This window comes from Puia dinghuensis (genome assembly GCF_014642875.1).
GTDB lineage: Bacteria > Bacteroidota > Bacteroidia > Chitinophagales > Chitinophagaceae > Puia > Puia dinghuensis.
Genome location: NZ_BMJC01000001.1, coordinates 1,833,945 through 1,852,677, shown reverse-complemented (window position 1 = coordinate 1,852,677; position 18,733 = coordinate 1,833,945). Strand labels below are relative to the sequence as shown.

The 18,733-nt window shown below is 51.4% G+C and carries 11 protein-coding genes; 10 read left to right on the top strand and 1 reads right to left on the bottom strand.

Translation table 11 applies throughout. The features are described from left to right. Positions 1 to 585, top strand: a complete 585-nt coding sequence (locus IEY39_RS07405) for a gluconate 2-dehydrogenase subunit 3 family protein (RefSeq protein ID WP_188929999.1) — start codon at positions 1 to 3, stop codon at positions 583 to 585. On the opposite strand, the gene IEY39_RS07400 is transcribed toward IEY39_RS07405, so the two are convergent. Beyond that, positions 586 to 882 (bottom strand): hypothetical protein, encoded by a 297-nt coding sequence (locus IEY39_RS07400; protein ID WP_188929997.1) that lies wholly within the window; start codon positions 880 to 882, stop codon positions 586 to 588. A gap of 165 nt (positions 883 to 1,047) precedes the next feature. On the opposite strand from IEY39_RS07400, the gene IEY39_RS07395 reads away from it, so the two are divergent. From IEY39_RS07395 to IEY39_RS07355, 9 genes are all read left to right on the top strand, one after another. Beyond that, on the top strand, positions 1,048 to 4,221 hold the full coding sequence (locus tag IEY39_RS07395) for a SusC/RagA family TonB-linked outer membrane protein (protein ID WP_188929995.1): 3,174 nt from the start codon (positions 1,048 to 1,050) through the stop codon (positions 4,219 to 4,221). 39 nt (positions 4,222 to 4,260) lie between these two features. After that, a complete protein-coding gene (locus IEY39_RS07390; RefSeq protein WP_188929992.1) occupies positions 4,261 to 6,060 on the top strand; it encodes a RagB/SusD family nutrient uptake outer membrane protein in 1,800 nt (599 codons plus the stop codon). Positions 6,061 to 6,176: 116 nt separating this feature from the next. After that, positions 6,177 to 9,725, top strand: coding sequence for a VCBS repeat-containing protein (locus tag IEY39_RS07385; RefSeq protein WP_229688811.1), 3,549 nt, complete (start codon positions 6,177 to 6,179; stop codon positions 9,723 to 9,725). Between the two features lie 8 nt (positions 9,726 to 9,733). Further along, positions 9,734 to 11,326 carry an FG-GAP repeat domain-containing protein gene (locus tag IEY39_RS07380; RefSeq protein WP_188929988.1) on the top strand — a complete coding sequence of 531 codons (1,593 nt, stop codon included), beginning with the start codon at positions 9,734 to 9,736 and terminating at the stop codon, positions 11,324 to 11,326. A gap of 5 nt (positions 11,327 to 11,331) precedes the next feature. Next, positions 11,332 to 11,763, top strand: coding sequence for an EamA family transporter (locus tag IEY39_RS07375; RefSeq protein ID WP_229688810.1), 432 nt, complete (start codon positions 11,332 to 11,334; stop codon positions 11,761 to 11,763). Positions 11,764 to 11,952: 189 nt separating this feature from the next. Continuing rightward, positions 11,953 to 12,549: an RNA polymerase sigma factor gene (locus IEY39_RS07370; RefSeq protein WP_188929986.1), complete on the top strand. Its 597-nt coding sequence runs from the start codon at positions 11,953 to 11,955 to the stop codon at positions 12,547 to 12,549. A 105-nt stretch (positions 12,550 to 12,654) separates the two neighbouring features. Further along, positions 12,655 to 13,719 (top strand): FecR domain-containing protein, encoded by a 1,065-nt coding sequence (locus tag IEY39_RS07365; protein ID WP_188929984.1) that lies wholly within the window; start codon positions 12,655 to 12,657, stop codon positions 13,717 to 13,719. Positions 13,720 to 13,854: 135 nt separating this feature from the next. Further along, positions 13,855 to 17,289, top strand: a complete 3,435-nt coding sequence (locus IEY39_RS07360) for a SusC/RagA family TonB-linked outer membrane protein (RefSeq protein WP_188929982.1) — start codon at positions 13,855 to 13,857, stop codon at positions 17,287 to 17,289. A 10-nt stretch (positions 17,290 to 17,299) separates the two neighbouring features. Next, positions 17,300 to 18,730 carry a RagB/SusD family nutrient uptake outer membrane protein gene (locus IEY39_RS07355; protein ID WP_188929980.1) on the top strand — a complete coding sequence of 477 codons (1,431 nt, stop codon included), beginning with the start codon at positions 17,300 to 17,302 and terminating at the stop codon, positions 18,728 to 18,730. The last annotated feature ends 3 nt before the right edge of the window (positions 18,731 to 18,733 follow it).

Sequence of the window (18,733 nt, the reverse complement as noted above, 5' to 3'; positions counted from 1 at the left end):
ATGAACAGAAGAGATGCATTGGCCCGGGTTGGTTTGTTGCTGGGCGGAACCATTATCGGGGCCGAGGCTTTCCTGTCCGGCTGTACCAACGCGCCGGAAAAAAAGATTGGTGGCGCCGGCACCAATTTCTCCACTGACGATATTGCTTTTTTTGACGAGGTGGCGGAGACCATTCTGCCGGCAACGGATACGCCTGGCGCAAAGGATGCGAAGGTGGGTCAGTTTATGGCTATCATTGTGAAAGATTGCTATACTGAGGCAGATCAGAAGGTGTTTATAGCCGGGATACAGAAGCTGAATGATGCCTGCAAGCAGAAGAATAATGGCAAGTCCTTTATGGACTGCACGCCGGAAGAACGGACTAAGCTGCTGATCGACCTGGACAAGGAGCAGAAGGACTATACTGCCAAGAAGAAAAAGGACGATCCGGCGCATTATTTCCGGATGATGAAGGAGTTGACCCTCTGGGGTTATTTTACGTCCGAGCCGGGCGCGACCAAGGCCCTGCGGTATGTTGCCGTGCCGGGCAAGTATGAAGGGTGTATCGATTACAAGAAGGGAGATAAGGCGTGGGCGACTTCTTAATCACCACTTCCTGGTAACCTGAGAAAAGTCTTTCGATATTGTCGCGGCCATTTCACCGGTTGTATCTTTTTCATTTGTCCTCATGCGGACCTTAAACTCACAGTCGAAGAAATCTTTGTCTTCGAAGTAGACAACCTCCTCAACATTAAATTGTGTGCGGGTGCTATCCGGCCCCGCTTTTTTCTTTAGGAATTCCGCCATCGCGGTTTTGAGCTTTTGCGGAACGTCGATCGGGCGGGGTTTTCTTTCACAACCCGGCAGTAACAGCAACAACAACAAATATTTAGGCCATTTCATCCTGGAAAACTAGCACTAAATATGAATCATTTTTAACAAATGGCAAAATGGTTGAAAAATTACAAAGAATTGTTAAAATAGTACCGGAATAGTATTACATTTAGTAATAATTTGGGCACTAGATATTGGCTCAATTTTAACAAAAAACCGAAAAACGACTCGCTTATGCCATTCAAAACTAATCCACTAAGGTGGCTTTTGTCCTTTCTTTTGCTTTTCAGCATCACCAATGTCTTCGCACAGAAGCCGGTTACCGGAAGAATCCTGGGCAAGACAGACAATCAGCCTGTGGTAGGGGCTACAGTCGCAGTGAAAGGCACCAGGACAGCCGTTCAAACTGATGCAGAAGGGCAATTCTCCCTCAACGTTCCTAAAGACAACAGTGTTCTCGTAATTTCGGGAATTGGATTCGAGAAACTGGAGCTCCCGGTAGCGGGTCGATCCAGTCTTGGGGACATCACCTTGAATACCAGTACTTCCGCACTTGACGAAATCGTGGTGACGGGTTATTCCGCACAGAAGAAGAAGGATATTACCGGTTCTGTTGCGGTCGTTAACGTGAAGGATATGAAGGCGATCGTGACGGGCAGCCCGGAGCAGATGTTGCAGGGGCAGGCCGCAGGGGTGACCATCATTACTTCGGGTGCGCCTGGTGGTCCAAGCAATGTATTTGTCCGGGGGGTAACTTCTTTCGGCAGTACCGATCCGTTATACATCATCGATGGTGTGCCGGGAGGGCTTCATGATCTTAATGCGAATGATATCGAATCGCTGCAGGTGTTGAAGGACGCAGGAGCGGCTTCTATTTATGGGGTGCGCGGTTCGAACGGAGTTATCGTCATCACAACCAAAAGAGGGAAGGCCGGCAGATCTACCGTCAGCTATGATGCCTATTACGGGACCCAGCGGCCGCTTGGAGGCAACCCATTCCACCTGTTAAATTCGCAGGAGTTGGCAAACGCCTTGTGGAAGGCAGACATCAATTCCGGCACGACTCCGGTGAGCCAGCAGTACGGTTCGGGAGCTAACCCCGTACTCCCGGATTATATTACCCCGGGTGGCGCCCACGAGGGAGATGCCTCTGTCAACCCCGCTTTATACAATGTCGATTACAGCAAGGGGCCCATTTACCAGATCACCAGGGCCAATAAGCAGGGTACCAATTGGTTCCAGCAGCTCTTCCGTCCTGCGGACATCCAGAGCCACACGCTGGCCATGAGCGGCGGGTCTGAAAAGTCGACCTATTATTTTTCGCTCGGCTATTTCAATCAGCAGGGAACCTTGCTGGAGACCTACCTGAAAAGATATGACGTCAAGATCAATACTATCTTTAATGTCAAGAAGAATATCCGGGTCGGTGAAAATGCCTACATCTTCTTCAAAAGCAATCCACAGATCGGTTATTTCGGCGAGAACGTCATCAATTACGACTACCGCGAGCAACCCATCATTCCCGTATACGATATCAAAGGGAATTATGCCGGCTCCAACGGTCCTGAGCTAGGCAATTCGCCCAACCCGGTTGCCGTTCAATTGCGAACCGCCAATAACAGGGGGTATAACTGGGACATTTTTGGTAATGTATGGGGCGAGGTGGATTTCCTGAAGCATTTTACGATCAGGACCAGCTTTGGAGGCACGATCGATAACTTCTATGGCTATCAGTATACTTATCATACCTATGAGAATGCGGAGAACAACGGCTCCAATGGCTTCTTCGAAGGAGGCGGGTACAACAGCCAGTGGACGTGGACGAATACGCTGGCCTATAATAATACCTGGGGTATGCACAGTCTGAAGGTGCTGGGTGGTTCTGAAGCCATCAATTATTACGGAAGGAACGTATTCGGCACCCGCATCAATTATTTTACCGATGATCCTTCACTGCAGGTGTTGAATGCAGGATCCCCTACGGGACAAGTCAATGGAAGCGGCGCCCGCCAGGCTACGCTGAGTTCTTATTTCGGCAGGGTGGACTATGCCTATAACGACCGGTATTTGCTTGGCGCCACGATCAGGCGGGATGGGGCATCGCCCTTTGGACCCGATAAGCAATACGGTGTCTTCCCAGCCTTTTCAGCCGGTTGGGTGATCTCGGAGGAGAATTTTATGAAGGATGCGACCTTTATCAATTACCTCAAATTGCGCGGTAGCTGGGGTAAAATGGGATCGTATGCAAACGTGCCGCCGAGCAATTCCTTTACCCAGTACAATTCAACGCCAGGGAATTCCAACTATGATATCAACGGCACCAGCAACAGCACCGCTCAAGGATTTTACAATTCCTCGATCGGCAGTCTTGTCACGGGGTGGGAAGAGGATAAGCTCACCAATTTTGGCCTCGATGCCGTTGTGCTTAACAAAAAACTTGACCTGAGCATCGAATATTACCAGAAGAAGATCAACGGGCTTCTTTTCCAGGATCAGACCTCGGCCCTGGTCGGCGGGGCAACGGTACCCAATGTCAATATCGGTGACGTCAAAAACAATGGACTGGACTTTTCGGCCGTCTACCACGGCACCGTCAACCGGGACTTTAAATTCAACATCACGGGGATCGTTACTTCCTATAAGAGCGAGGTAGTGAATATCCCCGGTGCAGGCGGCTATTTTGAATCCGGTAATACCCGGATCGGGAACTTCGTGCGGAATGCGGTCGGTCATCCGATCAGCGCCTTCTATGGTTACCAGGTGATCGGTTATTTCAAGGACGCCAATGATGTAGCTAAATCACCGACCCAGGCGGATGCGGCTCCGGGGCGGTTCAAATACGCCGACCTGAATCATGACGGTAAGATCACGGACAGCGACCGTACTTTCTTCGGCAATCCCAATCCCAAATTCACGTATGGATTGACGCTGAATGCGACGTACAAGAATTTTGATGCGACGATCGTATTTTACGGCAGCTACGGCAACGATGCGATCAACTATACCCGGTATTGGACAGACTTCTGGGCATCCTTCCAGGGAAACAAGAGCCAGAACCTTCTCTATAATTCGTGGACTCCCACTAATCTGAGTCCCAAGGCGCCGATACTGGAAAATGCGTCTACCTTCAGCACCAATACCGTTCCGAATTCCTTCTATAAGGAAAGCGCTTCCTTCTTTAAATGCCGGTCGCTCATCGTGGGGTACACGTTGCCGGCTGACCTCCTTAGGAAGGTGAGCGTTGACCGATTTCGGTTTTATGTACAGGCAAGCAATATCTTTACGATCACGAAATACACTGGCCTGGATCCGGAAATTTCCGGCAATACGAATGCGTTCGGTATCGATTTCGGCAACTATCCGAATAATCAGAGACAATATCTCGTCGGTGTCAGCTTAACCTTTTAACCAATCCATAGCTAAGGAAAATCTAAAAATAATAATAGTATGAAACGAGTAAAATATAATATATACATTCTTACCAGCCTGATCCTGGCTGTGGTGCTCTATGCCTGCGGGAAGGGATTTCTCAACAAGCCGCCGATCGGTACTTATCAGCCAGTTACGATGGCCAACAAGGCGGGGGTCGAAGGATTGTTGATCGGGGCTTATTCCCTGCTGGACGGCCAGGGGGGTATCGGTGGTTCCTGGGATGCCGCGGCGGATAACTGGGTTTGGGGTGGAGTCTGTGCAGATGATGCCCACAAGGGGTCTGACCCTGGTGATCAGCCCGATATCGTGTCCTTAATGACCTGGAGCGAAAGTTCTACCAACAGTTACAATCTTGCCAAATGGCAGACCTGTTACGACGGCATTCAGCGCGCCAACGAAGCAATACGGATCATGAGACTAGCAAAGGATCTGACTCCCGCGGATACTATGCAGATCTCCGGCGAAGCGCGGTTTCTTCGGGGGCACTATCATTTCGAGTTGAAGAAGATCTATGGTAATATACCTTTTGTGGATGAGTCGATTACCTACCAGAATAATAACTGGCGGGTGCCAAATAACGTCGATGCATGGCCGAAGATCGAAGCGGATTTTCAGTATGCATTCACCAACCTGGGGGCGACGGCTCTCGGAAAGGCGCCCGGCCGCGCCAACAAATATGCGGCGGAGGCATTCCTTGCCAAGGCCTACATGTTCGAGCATAAATACGCCCAGGCGCTTCCGTTGCTGAATGATCTGATCGCTAACGGCGAGACTCCCAACGGATTGAAATACGGGCTGATGGCCAAGTTCAACGATAACTTCAATGCTGCTACGAAAAACAACATGGAGTCGGTTTTTGCGGTTCAGAATTCGGTGAACGATGGATCCGGAGCGGCTAATGCGAATGCAGGGGACGTGTTGAATTTCTCTTATGATCCGGCTGCACCGGTGAGCTGCTGCGGATTTTACCAGCCGTCTTACAGCCTCGCCAATTCGTACAAGACCGATGCTGTTACGGGGTTGCCGATGCCCACTACTTTTAACAATACGGATCTGAAGAACGACGAAGGTTTGAAATCGACCGACCCCTTCACACCGGATGGGGTCATTACGCTGGATCCCCGGCTGGACTGGACGGTGGGCAGGAGGGGGATTCCCTTCCTCGACTGGGGGGTCAATCCCGGATTCCTTTATGTCCGCAACCAGGCGAGTGCCGGGCCGTATACACCGATCAAAAATGCTCCTTATGCGAGCCAGATCGGGACGCTAACCGACAAATCTTCTTGGACAGCAGGATATACTGCATTGAATGTCAACTTGATCCGCTATGCCGATGTATTGCTGTGGGCGGCCGAAGCAGAGGTGGAGGTAGGCAGCCTGGACAATGCCGAGAACTATGTGAACATGGTCCGGAACAGGGCAGCCAATCCTGCCGGTTTCGTGCATACTTATACGGATCCGACCAATCCCCAGGGCGGTTTCACCACTACACCGGCAGCCAACTATTTCATCAAGCCCTATCCGGCCAGCTATTTTTCGGGTCAGGGTCAGGCTACTGCCCGCACCCTTGTACGGTTTGAGCGCAAACTGGAGCTGGCGATGGAGGGACACCGGTTCTTCGACCTCGTCCGGTATGGTACTGCTGATGTTGAATTAAATGCTTATGTTGCCCATGAAGTAGGGTCCGGGTATAGCCTGTTGACCGGAGCCAGCTTTAAGAAGGGTAAGGATGAAGTTTTTGCCATCCCCCAATCGGAGATCGATGTCAGCACGATCGGCGGTAAACCGACGTTGACGCAGAACCCGGGTTATTAATGAACAAACTTGTTGAAGCGGAGGCAGAGTTTTGAATTACTCTGCCTCCTTTTTTTTTAAATTGTGTGAAATAGACTTTCATGGTGTATAGGAGGCGATTTTATTTTGGGTGTCTTTTGCTGATCTTCTCCGGAGTGTTTATCACTTCCTGTGGCAATAAGAAGACCTTGTTCGAGATGGTTCCATCGAGTTACTCGGGTGTTCACTTCAACAACAGGATCACGGAGTCGGACTCGGTCAATGTGATGGATGTTTCCAACATATACAATGGAGGAGGGGTGGGGATCGGAGATTTTAACAATGACGGGAAGCTGGACCTCTATTTTACGGGAAACCAGGTGGCTAATAAATTGTACCTGAACAAGGGGGATTTTCACTTTGAGGACGTTACAGCCAAGGCGGGGGTAGATGGCGGCGGCAAGTGGTGCAGGGGGGTGGCCGTAGTCGATATAAACAACGATGGGCTTTTGGATATCTATGTCTGTGCAACGATCAAGCCGGATGCCAGGCAGCGGGAGAATCTTTTATATATCAACCAGGGCGTTGACAGTGATGGTGTGCCCCATTTCAAGGAGATGGCGCGGGAATATGGTCTGGCTGACTCAGGCTATTCTACGCAGGCTGCTTTTTTCGACTATGATAATGATGGCGACCTGGATGTTTATATAGCCGACAATGAAATTATCGACGGTGACTATCCGAATCACTACCGGGCCATCAAGAAGGACGGATCGCACCCCAGCACAGGCAGGTTGTACCGAAATGATTGGAACGATTCTCTGAAGCACCCGGTTTTCGTCAATGTTACCCGGCAGGCCGGGACGACTGTCGAGGGATATGCGCACGCGGTTACTATTGCCGATATCAACAAGGACGGGTGGAAGGATATTTATGTAAGCAACGACTATCTTTCCAACGACCTTTTGTATATCAACAACCATGATGGGACCTTTTCGGAGCAGCTCTCGACCTATTTCAAACATACCTCTGCGAACGCGATGGGGAACGACATCACGGACATCAATAATGACGGCCTGGCCGATGTTGTTACCCTGGATATGAACCCGGAAGACAATTTCCGCAAGAAGATGATGATGGGTTCCAACAACTATCAGAATTATTTGAATAACGATCATTTCGGATATAATTATCAATATGTAAGGAATTCCCTGCAGCTGAACCAAGGCCCGCGGGTAGGGAGGAATGACTCCATCGGGCCGCCCATCTTCAGCGAAATAGGATTTTATGCGGGCATAGCCGAAACGGATTGGAGCTGGACGCCGCTGGTGGCTGATTTCGATAATGACGGGTATCGGGATATCATTATCACGAACGGCTTTCCCAAGGATGTTACGGATCACGATTTTCTGGCATTCCGGGATAAGGCTTATAATCTTGTCTCCAAAAAGGAATTGCTTAAACAAATTCCGGAGGTGAAGCTGCACAAATATGCTTTCCGGAATAATGGCGATCTCCATTTTTCGGACGTTTCGCGGGACTGGGGGTTCATGACCACCGCCTTTTCGAATGGCGCTGCTTATGCTGACCTGGATGGCGACGGGGACCTGGATCTCGTGGTCAATAATATAAATGACGAAGCGATGGTGTTTCGAAATACGCTGCGGGAGTCCGATTCTAAAGCCCATCACTATCTGCAGATACAACTCGCCGGGGATAAAAAAAATGGGAGTGGCCAGGGCGCCTGGATAGAGCTGCACTATGACGGGAATCAGCAGGTTTGTGAAAATACTGCCTACCGGGGCTATCTTTCATCCGTGCAGGGGGCTGTGCATTTCGGTTTAGGCGGGGTCGAGTCAGTGGATTCGGTTATCGTCAAGTGGCCGACCGGTAAGATGCAGGTATTGAGGCATGTAGTTGCCGACCAGGTGCTGAAGGTGGATATCCGCAATGCCGGGCTGGACTATTCTTTTTCCCGCGACAGTGTAGCTGCCTCTTCCCTTTTCAGGGATGTGACGGATTCGGTGAATATTCATTATACGCAGGTGCAAAGGGATTATATCGATTTCAATGTACAGAAGCTGTTGCCCCACAAATTATCCCAATATGGCCCGGCAGTAGCAGTAGGCGATATCAATGGGGACGGACTCGATGACATGGTGGTGGGCGGGGCTGCTTTTCATAGCGCTGAATTATTCATTCAGGGCCGGGACGGAAGTTTTCTACAAAAAGCCCTGTTGCCAGACAGCGTTTTGACCGGTAAAAAGGGCGACGACCTTGGGGTGCTTTTATTTGATGCGGATGGTGATGGCGACCAGGACCTTTTTATTGCCGGCGGAGGAAACGAATATAGCCCGAATGATGAAGCCTATGAAGACCGGCTATACCTGAATGACGGCAAGGGCAATTTTACTTTGGCTCCGGGAGCGCTTCCTCATAATCTTACCAGTAAGTTTTGTGTCCGCGCGGCCGACTATGATCATGATGGGGATCTCGACCTTTTCATATCCGGCCGGGTGGATCCCTGGCATTATCCTCAGCCGGTGTCCAGCTTTATTTACCGGAATGATTCAAAAGGCGGGCAGGTTCATTTCACGGATGTTACGGCAACTGTGGCGAAGGACCTGGTGAATATAGGCATGGTCTGTGATGCTCAGTGGACCGATTTCGACAATGATGGGTGGCCGGACCTGATCCTCGCAGGTGAATGGATGCCGGTGACGTTTCTAAAGAACGATAAGGGGATATTCAAGAATATCACTTCTTCGACAGGAACGGGTAATGAGGTAGGGTGGTGGAACAGTATTGTTGCGGGAGACTTCGACAATGACGGCGATATCGATTATGTCGTCGGCAACCTTGGTTTGAACTCCTACTACAGGGCCAGCGACCGCTATCCCGTACGGATATACGGAAAAGACTTTGACAGCAATGGGGTCTACGATATGCTTGTATCGCTTTATCTGCCTGACCGGGAAGGAAACAAAAAGGAGTTTCCGGCTCAAACCCGGGACGACCTGATCAGGCAGATGAATACGCTGCGAAAAAAATTTCCGGATTATAAATCCTTTGCCACTGCAACGATGGATCAGGTGCTTAGTCCTGAGGAGCGGGCAGGGGCCCTTATCCTCAAGGCCAATAATTTCAAGAGCTGCTTTTTGAGGAACGAGGGAAACGGTAAATTCAGTTTGAATCCTTTACCTGTGCAGGCGCAGCTGTCGGTGATCAACGGCATGGTGGCTGAAGATTTCGACGGGGATGGTAATCTGGACCTGGTGATGGCCGGCAACGATTTTGGAACGGAGCCGGGTACGGGTAGGTACGATGCTTTTAACGGCCTTTATCTGAAGGGGGATGGCAAGGGGGGATTTACTCCTTTGTCTATTTTGCAGAGTGGAGTATACCTGCCGGGAGATCAAAAGAGCCTGGTCAAGCTGCGAGGCGCGCGTGGGAATTGTTTACTGGTTTCCAGCCAGAATAAGGGGCCGTTGAAGGTATTGGAATTAAAAAGAAACGTACTTTGTGTGCCCCTGCGACCGGATGATGTAAGCGCCTTGATCGGCTACCGGGATGGAAGGACCCGTAAGGAGGAATTTTCTTATGGATCGTCGTTCCTTTCACAATCAGGAAGATTCCTAAACCTGACGGGGCCTGTTGTTTCCTTGCAAATAGAGGACAGGATGGGACGCAGGAGAAGAGTTAAATGAGATACGGAATGCATTATAAGGTCGGATCATGGGTCATTTTTTTTATTTTCCTGGGTTTTTTAACGGCCTGCGAGCAATACCATCGGAACCGGTCTCACGCAGCCGTTTCGGTGGCGAGTATCCGTGAGGGGGAAAGATTGGCCAAAGTGTACTGCCAATCCTGTCATCTTTTTCCGGACCCTTCCCTGGCGGACAGCAAGAGTTGGGAAAAAGGTATATTGCCGGCCATGGGGCCCCGGCTGGGGATCTTCAACCACAATTTTGAGCAGTATCCTTCCAGCCGGCGGGACTCGAATGTGAAAAAGGATTTTTACCCTTCAGCGCCATTGCTTACTTCGGAGGAGTGGCAACATATCCTGGATTATTATAGTGCTACCTCACCGGATTCCCTGCCGGGCCAGTCGCGGCCAAGACCCATCCGGAACGGGTTGTCGCTTTTCCAGGTGGTAACGCCGCCAAGGTATTACGACCAGCCTGCCACCACGCTGGTGCGGATCGACACTACCGCTTCCTGCCGGGGGCTATATGTTTATGATGTGCGTTACCGGGACCTGGTCCGCTATTCCCCGGCCTTACATCCCACCGATTCCTTTCACGAAGACGGTGCGATCGTGGATATGATCAGAGAGACAAACGGTTGGACGGCCTGCAATATCGGGATGTTAAATCCAAACAACGGCAAATTTGGAAAATTGCAGTCATTGGGGTTTAGCAACGGGGGCGATAGCGGTACGAGCTGCAAGGTGCGGCTGGATAGCCAGGCAATTTTCAACCATCTGGCCCGTCCCGTTCAGCTGGCTGCGGGCGATTTGAATGGGGATGGCCTGCAGGATTACCTGGTTTGTGAATTCGGCAATCTGACAGGCGCCTTATCCTGGCTGGAGAACAAAGGGAATCAGCGATTTGAGCGGCATGTCATCAGGGCTTTACCGGGCGCCATCCGCGCCTATATCGACGATTTTAACCATGACGGGTTGCCGGATATTCTGGCGCTTTTTGCGCAAGGGGATGAAGGGATCTTTCTTTTCACCAACCAGGGTAAGGGTGTATTTACCGAGGAGCGGGTGCTACAGTTTCCACCCATTTATGGTTCTTCTTATTTCGAGCTTGCCGACTTTAACAATGATGGGCAGCCGGATATCTTATATACTTGCGGGGATAATTCCGACTTTTCCCCTGTGCTGAAACCGTACCACGGATTGTATATCTTTTTGAATGACGGTCATTTTCATTTCAAACAGCGTTATTTTTTTCCTATCAACGGTTGTTATAGGGCTATGGCGAGGGATTTCGATGGGGATGGCGACCTGGATATCGCCGCCATTTCTTTTTTTGCAGACTACAAAAATCAGCCTGAGGAAGGATTTGTTTATCTTGAGAATCTGGGAGGGTTTGACTTTCAACCCTACGGGCTACCGGAAACGCAACAAGGAAAATGGCTGGTTATGGATACCGGTGACCTGGACGGTGATGGCAGGCCGGATATTGTGCTTGGGAATTTTTCCTTTTTTGCGCCCGCAACGAAGTCGGGAGTGGATTTTAAGAAAGGGCCTCCCTTTATGGTATTAAGAAATAAAGGACAAAAAAGGATTATAAAATAGACGATATGTCCAGTGTTCCATTGTGGTTGATCTATGCGTTGCTCTCTGCGATCTTTGCTGCATTGACGGCGATCTTTGCCAAGGCGGGGTTGAAGGATGTGAATGCCGACCTGGCGACGGCCATCCGGACGGCGGTGATCTTATTGATAACCTGGGGTATTGTGCTGTTCAGGGGTGGGGTGGAGGGTGTGCGGGGGCTGTCGCGGAACAACTGGCTGTTCCTGGTGCTTTCGGCGGTGGCTACGGGATTATCGTGGCTTTTTTATTATCGGGCGTTGCAGATCGGTAGGGTGCAGGAGGTGAGCATCATCGATAAGGGAAGTATTCTTTTTACCATATTCCTTTCTTACTTCTTTTTGGGGGAGCCGTTGACGCCACGGGTGCTAACGGCGGCTGCGCTGATCTTTGGGGGGCTGCTGGTGCTTATTTGGAAATAGGACCCCGGGGTTAACGGATGAATTAAACCGTGCCGGGAAAAATAAGTCTTTGAATCAGGCGCAAAATCAGTGCAGGTAGAAAATATCTTATTATTTTTAGGAACCCCTTTATCTAAAGTATGGTGTCAATCAAAACCCTTTTTTTGGCGATCAGGATAGCTTATACCTCCAAAACAACACTGAGAAACCGTGCCTTTTGATGGGATATATAATGAGCCAGAGCTGCTACGGCAGATATCCCATGGGGACAGGGATGCATTTAGGGCGTTGTACCATCATTATTACGCGTATATCCAGCGTTATATTGCGCTTTTCGAGTCATCGGGCGATTATCTTGACGAATTGACCCAGGACGTTTTTGTGCGTATCTGGGAGAAGCGGGGGCATTTGGAAAAGGTGGAATCGCTGCGGAGTTATCTTTTTCTGATAAGCCGGAATATCGTGTTTAACTATCTGCGGAGTCTGAAGGTGCAACAGAAGGTGAAAGAGCTCGAAGGGTTGCCGGACCCGGCCGGTGATGACCTGGAGGACCAGATGCTTTTCAAGCAATATTACCGCATTGCGCTGGAAGCCATGGATAAGCTGCCGCCCGGCAGGCGTAAAGTGTTGAAAATGAGTATAGATGACGGGTTGAGCCTGGATGAGATAGCTCAGGAGCTACATATTTCCCGGGCTGGGGTGAAGAAGCAATTATATGCCGCCACTGCTTTTGTCCGGCAATACCTGCATGAGCATGGGGAGATGACTGTCCTGCTGCTTATTTTTCTTTCTCTTTTTGAGTGTTGAGTTTCAACCAAGTAGACAAATCTGAAAAAATTTTTTAAAAAACCTGGATTTCGAGGTATCCCCGAACTTCCGGCAAGTGTCTTTATAGATAAGACACCTTATGTTATGAACTTACAAGAAGCCAAGCAGTTTGTCGCTCAATTCGTAACGGGAGATTATAATCCGGAGCAATATGCGGCTTTTCTGCAGTGGCTGAGGGGGGCGACGGTGAGTGAGCTGAATGCGATCGCCGACGAACATGAGTCTTTGCATGAGAGTTGGGATCTGGCCGGGTTGTTGCCTGCTGAGAATTGGGTTGCCGAGTTGGAGTCCAAGCTGGATGGGGTGGTTGAGAGGAGAGAAGGGACTCCGGTGAGGGAGATGGCGAGAAGTAGGTTCGCCCATCGCAGGACGTGGTTCGCCGCCGCGTCCGTGGTGGTGTTGATCGCCGGCGGAGTTATCTGGGATCTGCAAAAGAAGGAGACGAAATCGGTTGTGGGTGACACTGTTGGGACCAGGCCGGAGTTGCCGGTGATGGCCCAGACGATGGTCAGCCCCGTGGGTGGCGAAGTGAAGCAGGTGGTGTTGGCGGATGGGAGCAAGGTTTTGTTGAATGTGGCTTCCGAGTTGAAATATCCGGCTGCCTTTACTGGTAGTGAGCGGGTTGTGGAATTGTCCGGTGAGGCTTATTTCGAAGTAGCGCCTGATGCCAAAAAGCCTTTTCGGGTGATGATCAAGGATGCTGAAGTAGCAGTTTTGGGGACGAGATTCGATGTAAGTGCCTACAAAGATGAGGCTGTTAGTAAGACGACGCTGTTAGAAGGTTCGGTAGCGATAAAAAGCAGGACGAATAGGGAAGTTTTAACACCGAATCAACAGGCGGAAATAGCTTATTCTTCAACGGGAGTATCCGGAGGGATCAGTGTGTCGAAGGTGGATGCGGGTAATGTAGATAATGTAATGGGGTGGAAGAAGGGGGTTTATAGGTTCACGAATGAGGACCTAAAGGTAGTGATGCGGGTCATAGCGAGGTATTATAACGTTGATATACAATATGATTATGTTCCGGGCAAGACGGTATCGGGGATCGTTGATCGAGCCAATGGTCTGGAGCAGAATTTGAAATCGTTGCAAAGTAGTGGTGGCTTTCGCTTTGATACAAAAGGAAAAACAGTAAAAGTCATCCTTTAGTATATTGTCCATAACCATTGAACCGAGTCCAAACAGTTACAGCCGCGGTCATGGGTAAATAGAAATAAGTATTTATTTTATATTTATTCATGATTTGTAGGCTGTAACTTTATTATATATAAACCGCTCGGCTTAATGAGGTCGCTGAAACTGACTGTATTCCTATTGTTGTCTTGCTTACTGAAAAGCCGACTGGCCTTATGTCAGCCCACTCCCCTCATTACATTGACCGAGAAAAATGCTCCCCTGCAGAAGGTGTTGGATGATCTTCATGAAAAAAGTGGTTTTACCTATATTGGTGAAGGTGACTGGCCGCGGCTGAGCCGGCCTGTAACCCTTACCGTTAGGGATTTGCCGTTGCAGGAGGTGCTGGATATCTGTTTTAGAGATCAGCCGTTGACCTATGAGCTGAATGCAGCCAATCGGTTTATTACTGTTCGGTTGCGAGCGAGGCAGGACCGGACGGTGCATGGGCGGGTTGTCGATGAGAACAAGGAGCCGATGGGTAGGGTTACGATCCATATTGCCGGTGAGGGGGATGCAGAGAGTGGGGAAGACGGGCAGTTCGACCTTAGTGTGCATTATTCGGGATCGCGGCTGGAGGTGAGCATGGTGGGTTATGAGACGCAGGATGTGGCATTGCCGGAGCCGGGGAAGGAGCTGACCATTCAAATGAAGTTGCGGGCAGGGACGCTGGCGGAGGCTGTTGTGGTGCATACGGGTTACCAGGATCAGCGGAAGCTGGCGACGACGGGGTCGTTTGAGGTGGTGGATAATGATCTGCTGAATCGCCGGGTGTCACCGAATATCCTCGATCATATCGATGGGGTAGTGAGTGGGGTGCTGTTCAATAAGAATATTCAGCCGGGGGTGAACCAGGCCAGCATTTCCGTTCGGGGCCGGAGTACGATCTTCGGCAATCCCAACCCGCTGATCGTAGTGGATAATTTTCCCTATACCGGCGATATCAGCAATATCAATCCAGCGGATGTTGAGAGTATTACTGTCCTGAAGGATGCGTCGGCGGCAGCGATCTGGGGGACGTTGGCGGGCAATGGGGTGATTGTGATCACGACGAAGAAGGGACGATCGTGGGGGGAGCCGCGGTTGAGTTTTACGACCAGCCAGACGGGGAGCCAGCGGGAGAATTTGTATTATTTGCCGATACTTTCCTCGAGTGATTATATCGATATCGAGGACACCCTATATAACAGGGGTTATTACAATGCATTTCTTGCGAGTACGCAGTACCCGGCTTTAAGCCCGGTGATAGAGTTGCTGAGCCATGGGAAGCCGGGGATGCCACCGGCTCCGGACATCCGGGCGCAGATTGATGGCTTGCGAAAGGTGGATACGCGGAGCGATCTCAACAAGTATTTTTACCGGCGTGAATTGAATAGCCAGTATGTGCTGAGCGCGACCGGGGGGAGTGAGCGGGACCAGTATTACCTGTCTGCGGGCTATGACCGGGATCTGAGCAACCTGGTGCGTAATGAATACGACCGCGTGACACTGTTGGGGAACAACAGCTATACGCTGCTGCCTAACCGGTTGGAATTGAGTACGGGTCTTGCTTTTACGGCCAGCACTACCTATCTGAATAACAACACCAACAACCTCAACATCTCTTATCCCTATGCGCAACTGGCCGATGTACAGGGAAATGCCCTGCCGGTGCCCTATAGTCTCCGCCTGCCGTATGTGGATACGGTGGGTGGTGGAAAATTACTGGACTGGCATTACCGCCCGCTGGATGAGCTGCGGAATGCGGATAATACCGTTCACCTGCATGAATACCGGATCAACCTGGGGCTACGGTTTTCCATCCTCAAGGGGCTGGAGGCCCGAGCCTATTACCAGTATGCCCGCGCCGATTCCGACTTTGTACAATATTATAGCCTGAAAACCTATACAGCACGGGGCCTGATCAATTCCTATACCCAGGATTCGGCGGGGATCTTAAGCTTTCCCGTGCCCCGGGGGGGTATCCTGAATGAATACCAGAACACCTTTACGACAAACGATGTCCGGCTGCTGCTAAATTACAGCGACAGCCTTTTCCGGGGGCGGATCAACGGGATGGCGGGGGTCGAGGTGCGGGACCGTGAGGGCACCAGCCAGAACAGCGTCCTCTATGGTTATGACCCTGACCTGGGCACCAGCCTCCCTGTGGACTACCTGCAGAGCTATCGCAACTATGTGACGGGCCAGCCCCAGCAATTGACGTACGGGAATATCCGGACGGGTACGGCAGATCGATACGTGAGCTATTATGCCAATGGGAATTATCTCTACCGGGGGCGGTATATGGTCTCGGCCAGCGCCCGGCGGGATGAGTCGAACCTGTTTGGCGTGAATGCCAACCAGAAGGGCGTGCCGCTCTGGTCGGTGGGTGCGGCCTGGGAGGCGTCGAAGGAAGACTTTTACAAGGCGAAATGGCTGCCGTACCTGCGGCTGCGGCTTACCGATGGATACAATGGGAATGTCGACCGGGATGTCTCAGCCTATACGACGGCCTACATCAGCGGCAGCCTGAATCCCTATTTTAACCCCTTTGCCGGGATCGCTAACCCGCCTAATCCAGCGCTGCGCTGGGAGCGGGTGCATATCATCAATGCGGGGCTGGACTTTGGCCTGAAGGGGAGCCGGCTGACCGGGAGCATCGAATATTATCTCAAGTCGGGGTTGGACCTGATCGGTTTTAGCCCGGTTGATCCTACGACGGGCGTCGCCACCTTCGAGGGGAATACGGCCGATATGATCAACCATGGGCTGGACCTTACGCTGCGGGTCGAGCAGCCGATCGGCGCCGTCCGCTGGAACAGTGTGCTGCTCTTCAGCTTTGTGCGGGACAAGCTGACGCGCTACCTGGCGAAGCCGGGGGCGGTGCAGGATTATTTCAACACGCAAACGATCAACCCCCTGGTGGGCCGGCCGCTGTATTCGGTCTATGCGCTGCGTTGGGCGGGGCTGAGCCCGGCCAACGGGGACCCGCAGGGCTGGTTCCAGGGCAAGGTCAGCACGGATTATGCGGGTATGCTGAGCACGGACAGCCTTGGCTACCTGCGTTATAAGGGGGCAGCCAATCCCACGGTGTTCGGTTCCTTTCGCAACAGCTTTTACTGGAAGCAATGGGGTTTGTCCTTTAATATTATCTATAAATTGGGTTATGTCTTCCGGCGCAATTCCATTTTCTATTATGATGTGTTCTATGGCGGGTCGAAGGGCCATCCCGACTATGAGCGGCGCTGGCAAAATGCCGGCGATGAAAAGCGGACCAATGTACCCTCACTGGATTATCCTGCCGATCCCAACAGAGATAATTTCTACCGGTATGCGGAGGTGCTGGTGGAGCGAGGCGATCATGTCCGCCTGCAGGATCTTCAGCTGAGCTATGAGCTGGCACGGGCTGCGCATGCAAAGCTGCCGGTATCGGCTATCCGCTTCTATCTCTATGCGAACAACCTGGGAATCCTTTGGAAGGCTAATCATGCGGGGATCGATCCCGACAATGTCTCAACTATTCCGACGCCCCGGACCCTGGCCCTGGGGGTAAAAGTAGACTATTAAAACTTATGCTATGAGCGTTTCCTTGTATCCATCGACGACGCGAACGCTGTTGGTACTTCTGTTTGCGGGGTTGGTAGGAGCCTGTAATAAGGACCAATTCCTCGCCAAGAAACCCACCACCGCCCTGGTGGTGCCGACGACGTTGAGCGATTTCCAGGAATTGCTGGACAACACAAAGGTCTTCGGTCTGGTGCCGGTGTTGGGAGAGGCTTCGGCCGACAACTATTACCTTTCGTACTCCGCGTGGCAGGCCAGCCAGGCCATCCGGGAATACAATGCGTACATCTGGGCCAAGGATATCTATGGAGGCCAGGGGGCTCAGCAGGACTGGAATGCACCCTATCAGCAGGTGTTCTATGCGAATGTGGTACTGGACGGATTGAAAGCCATGAAGGCAAACCCGGACAGTGTCGCGCAATGGAATACGTTGGAAGGGACAGCGCTGTTTCTCCGGGCCTTTGCCTTTTATAATCTCGCACAATTGTTCGCCCCGGTGTATGATGCGTCGTCGGCGGGTACAGACTTAGGTATCCCTTTGCGGCTGAGCTCGGGGATCGATACGCTTTCGGCGCGGGCAAGCGTTCAGGCCACCTATGACCAGATAGTGAATGATCTGCATACCGCCGAGGGCTACCTGCCGGGAGGGACGCCCGGTAACACCCTGAACAGGCCTGTACGCATAAGTGCCCAGGCGCTGCTGGCCCGGGTCTATCTCAGCATGCGCAACTACCCCCTGGCGCGGGCCTGTGCAGACAGCGTCCTGCAAGTAGATTCCACGCTGATGGATTACAACGACCAAAGTGTAGTAGACACGACCTCCAACTTTCCGGTGCACCTGCTCAATCCCGAGACGCTTTACCAGGCCAGTTTCCTGGGCGCACCCAGCTCAACGCCTTATTTTACCGTGATCTCCGCGGGCTATGCTACCACCTGGATCGACACCATGCTGCTGCACAGCTATGACACGAACGATCTGCGCATAAAGGTATATTACCGGCAAAAGAACGGAAATCCTTATTATCTCAAAGGCAGCTACACGCAGTCGTTCTACCCGTTTGGCGGTTTGGCCATCGATGAACTCCTGCTTATTCGCGCGGAGGGCGCGGCCCGGGCAGGGGATGCGACAGCAGCTATAAACGATATCAATGCGCTGTTGAGCAAGCGATGGCGGCGGGGAACTTTTCCGCGGTATGGTGTGGCTTCCGCGGGCGAGGCGCTCGATACGGTGCGGCTAGAACGAAGGAAGGAATTGGCCTTCCGGGGATTGCGATGGACGGACCTGCGCAGGCTGAATAAGGAAGGCGCCAATGTAATAACGCTGACCCGTATCCTGAACGGAACGACGTATACATTGGCGCCTAATAGTTTGAACTATACATTGCCTATACCACCTGATGTACTCAGCCTTAATGCTTCAATACAACAGAATGTACGGAATTAGTGG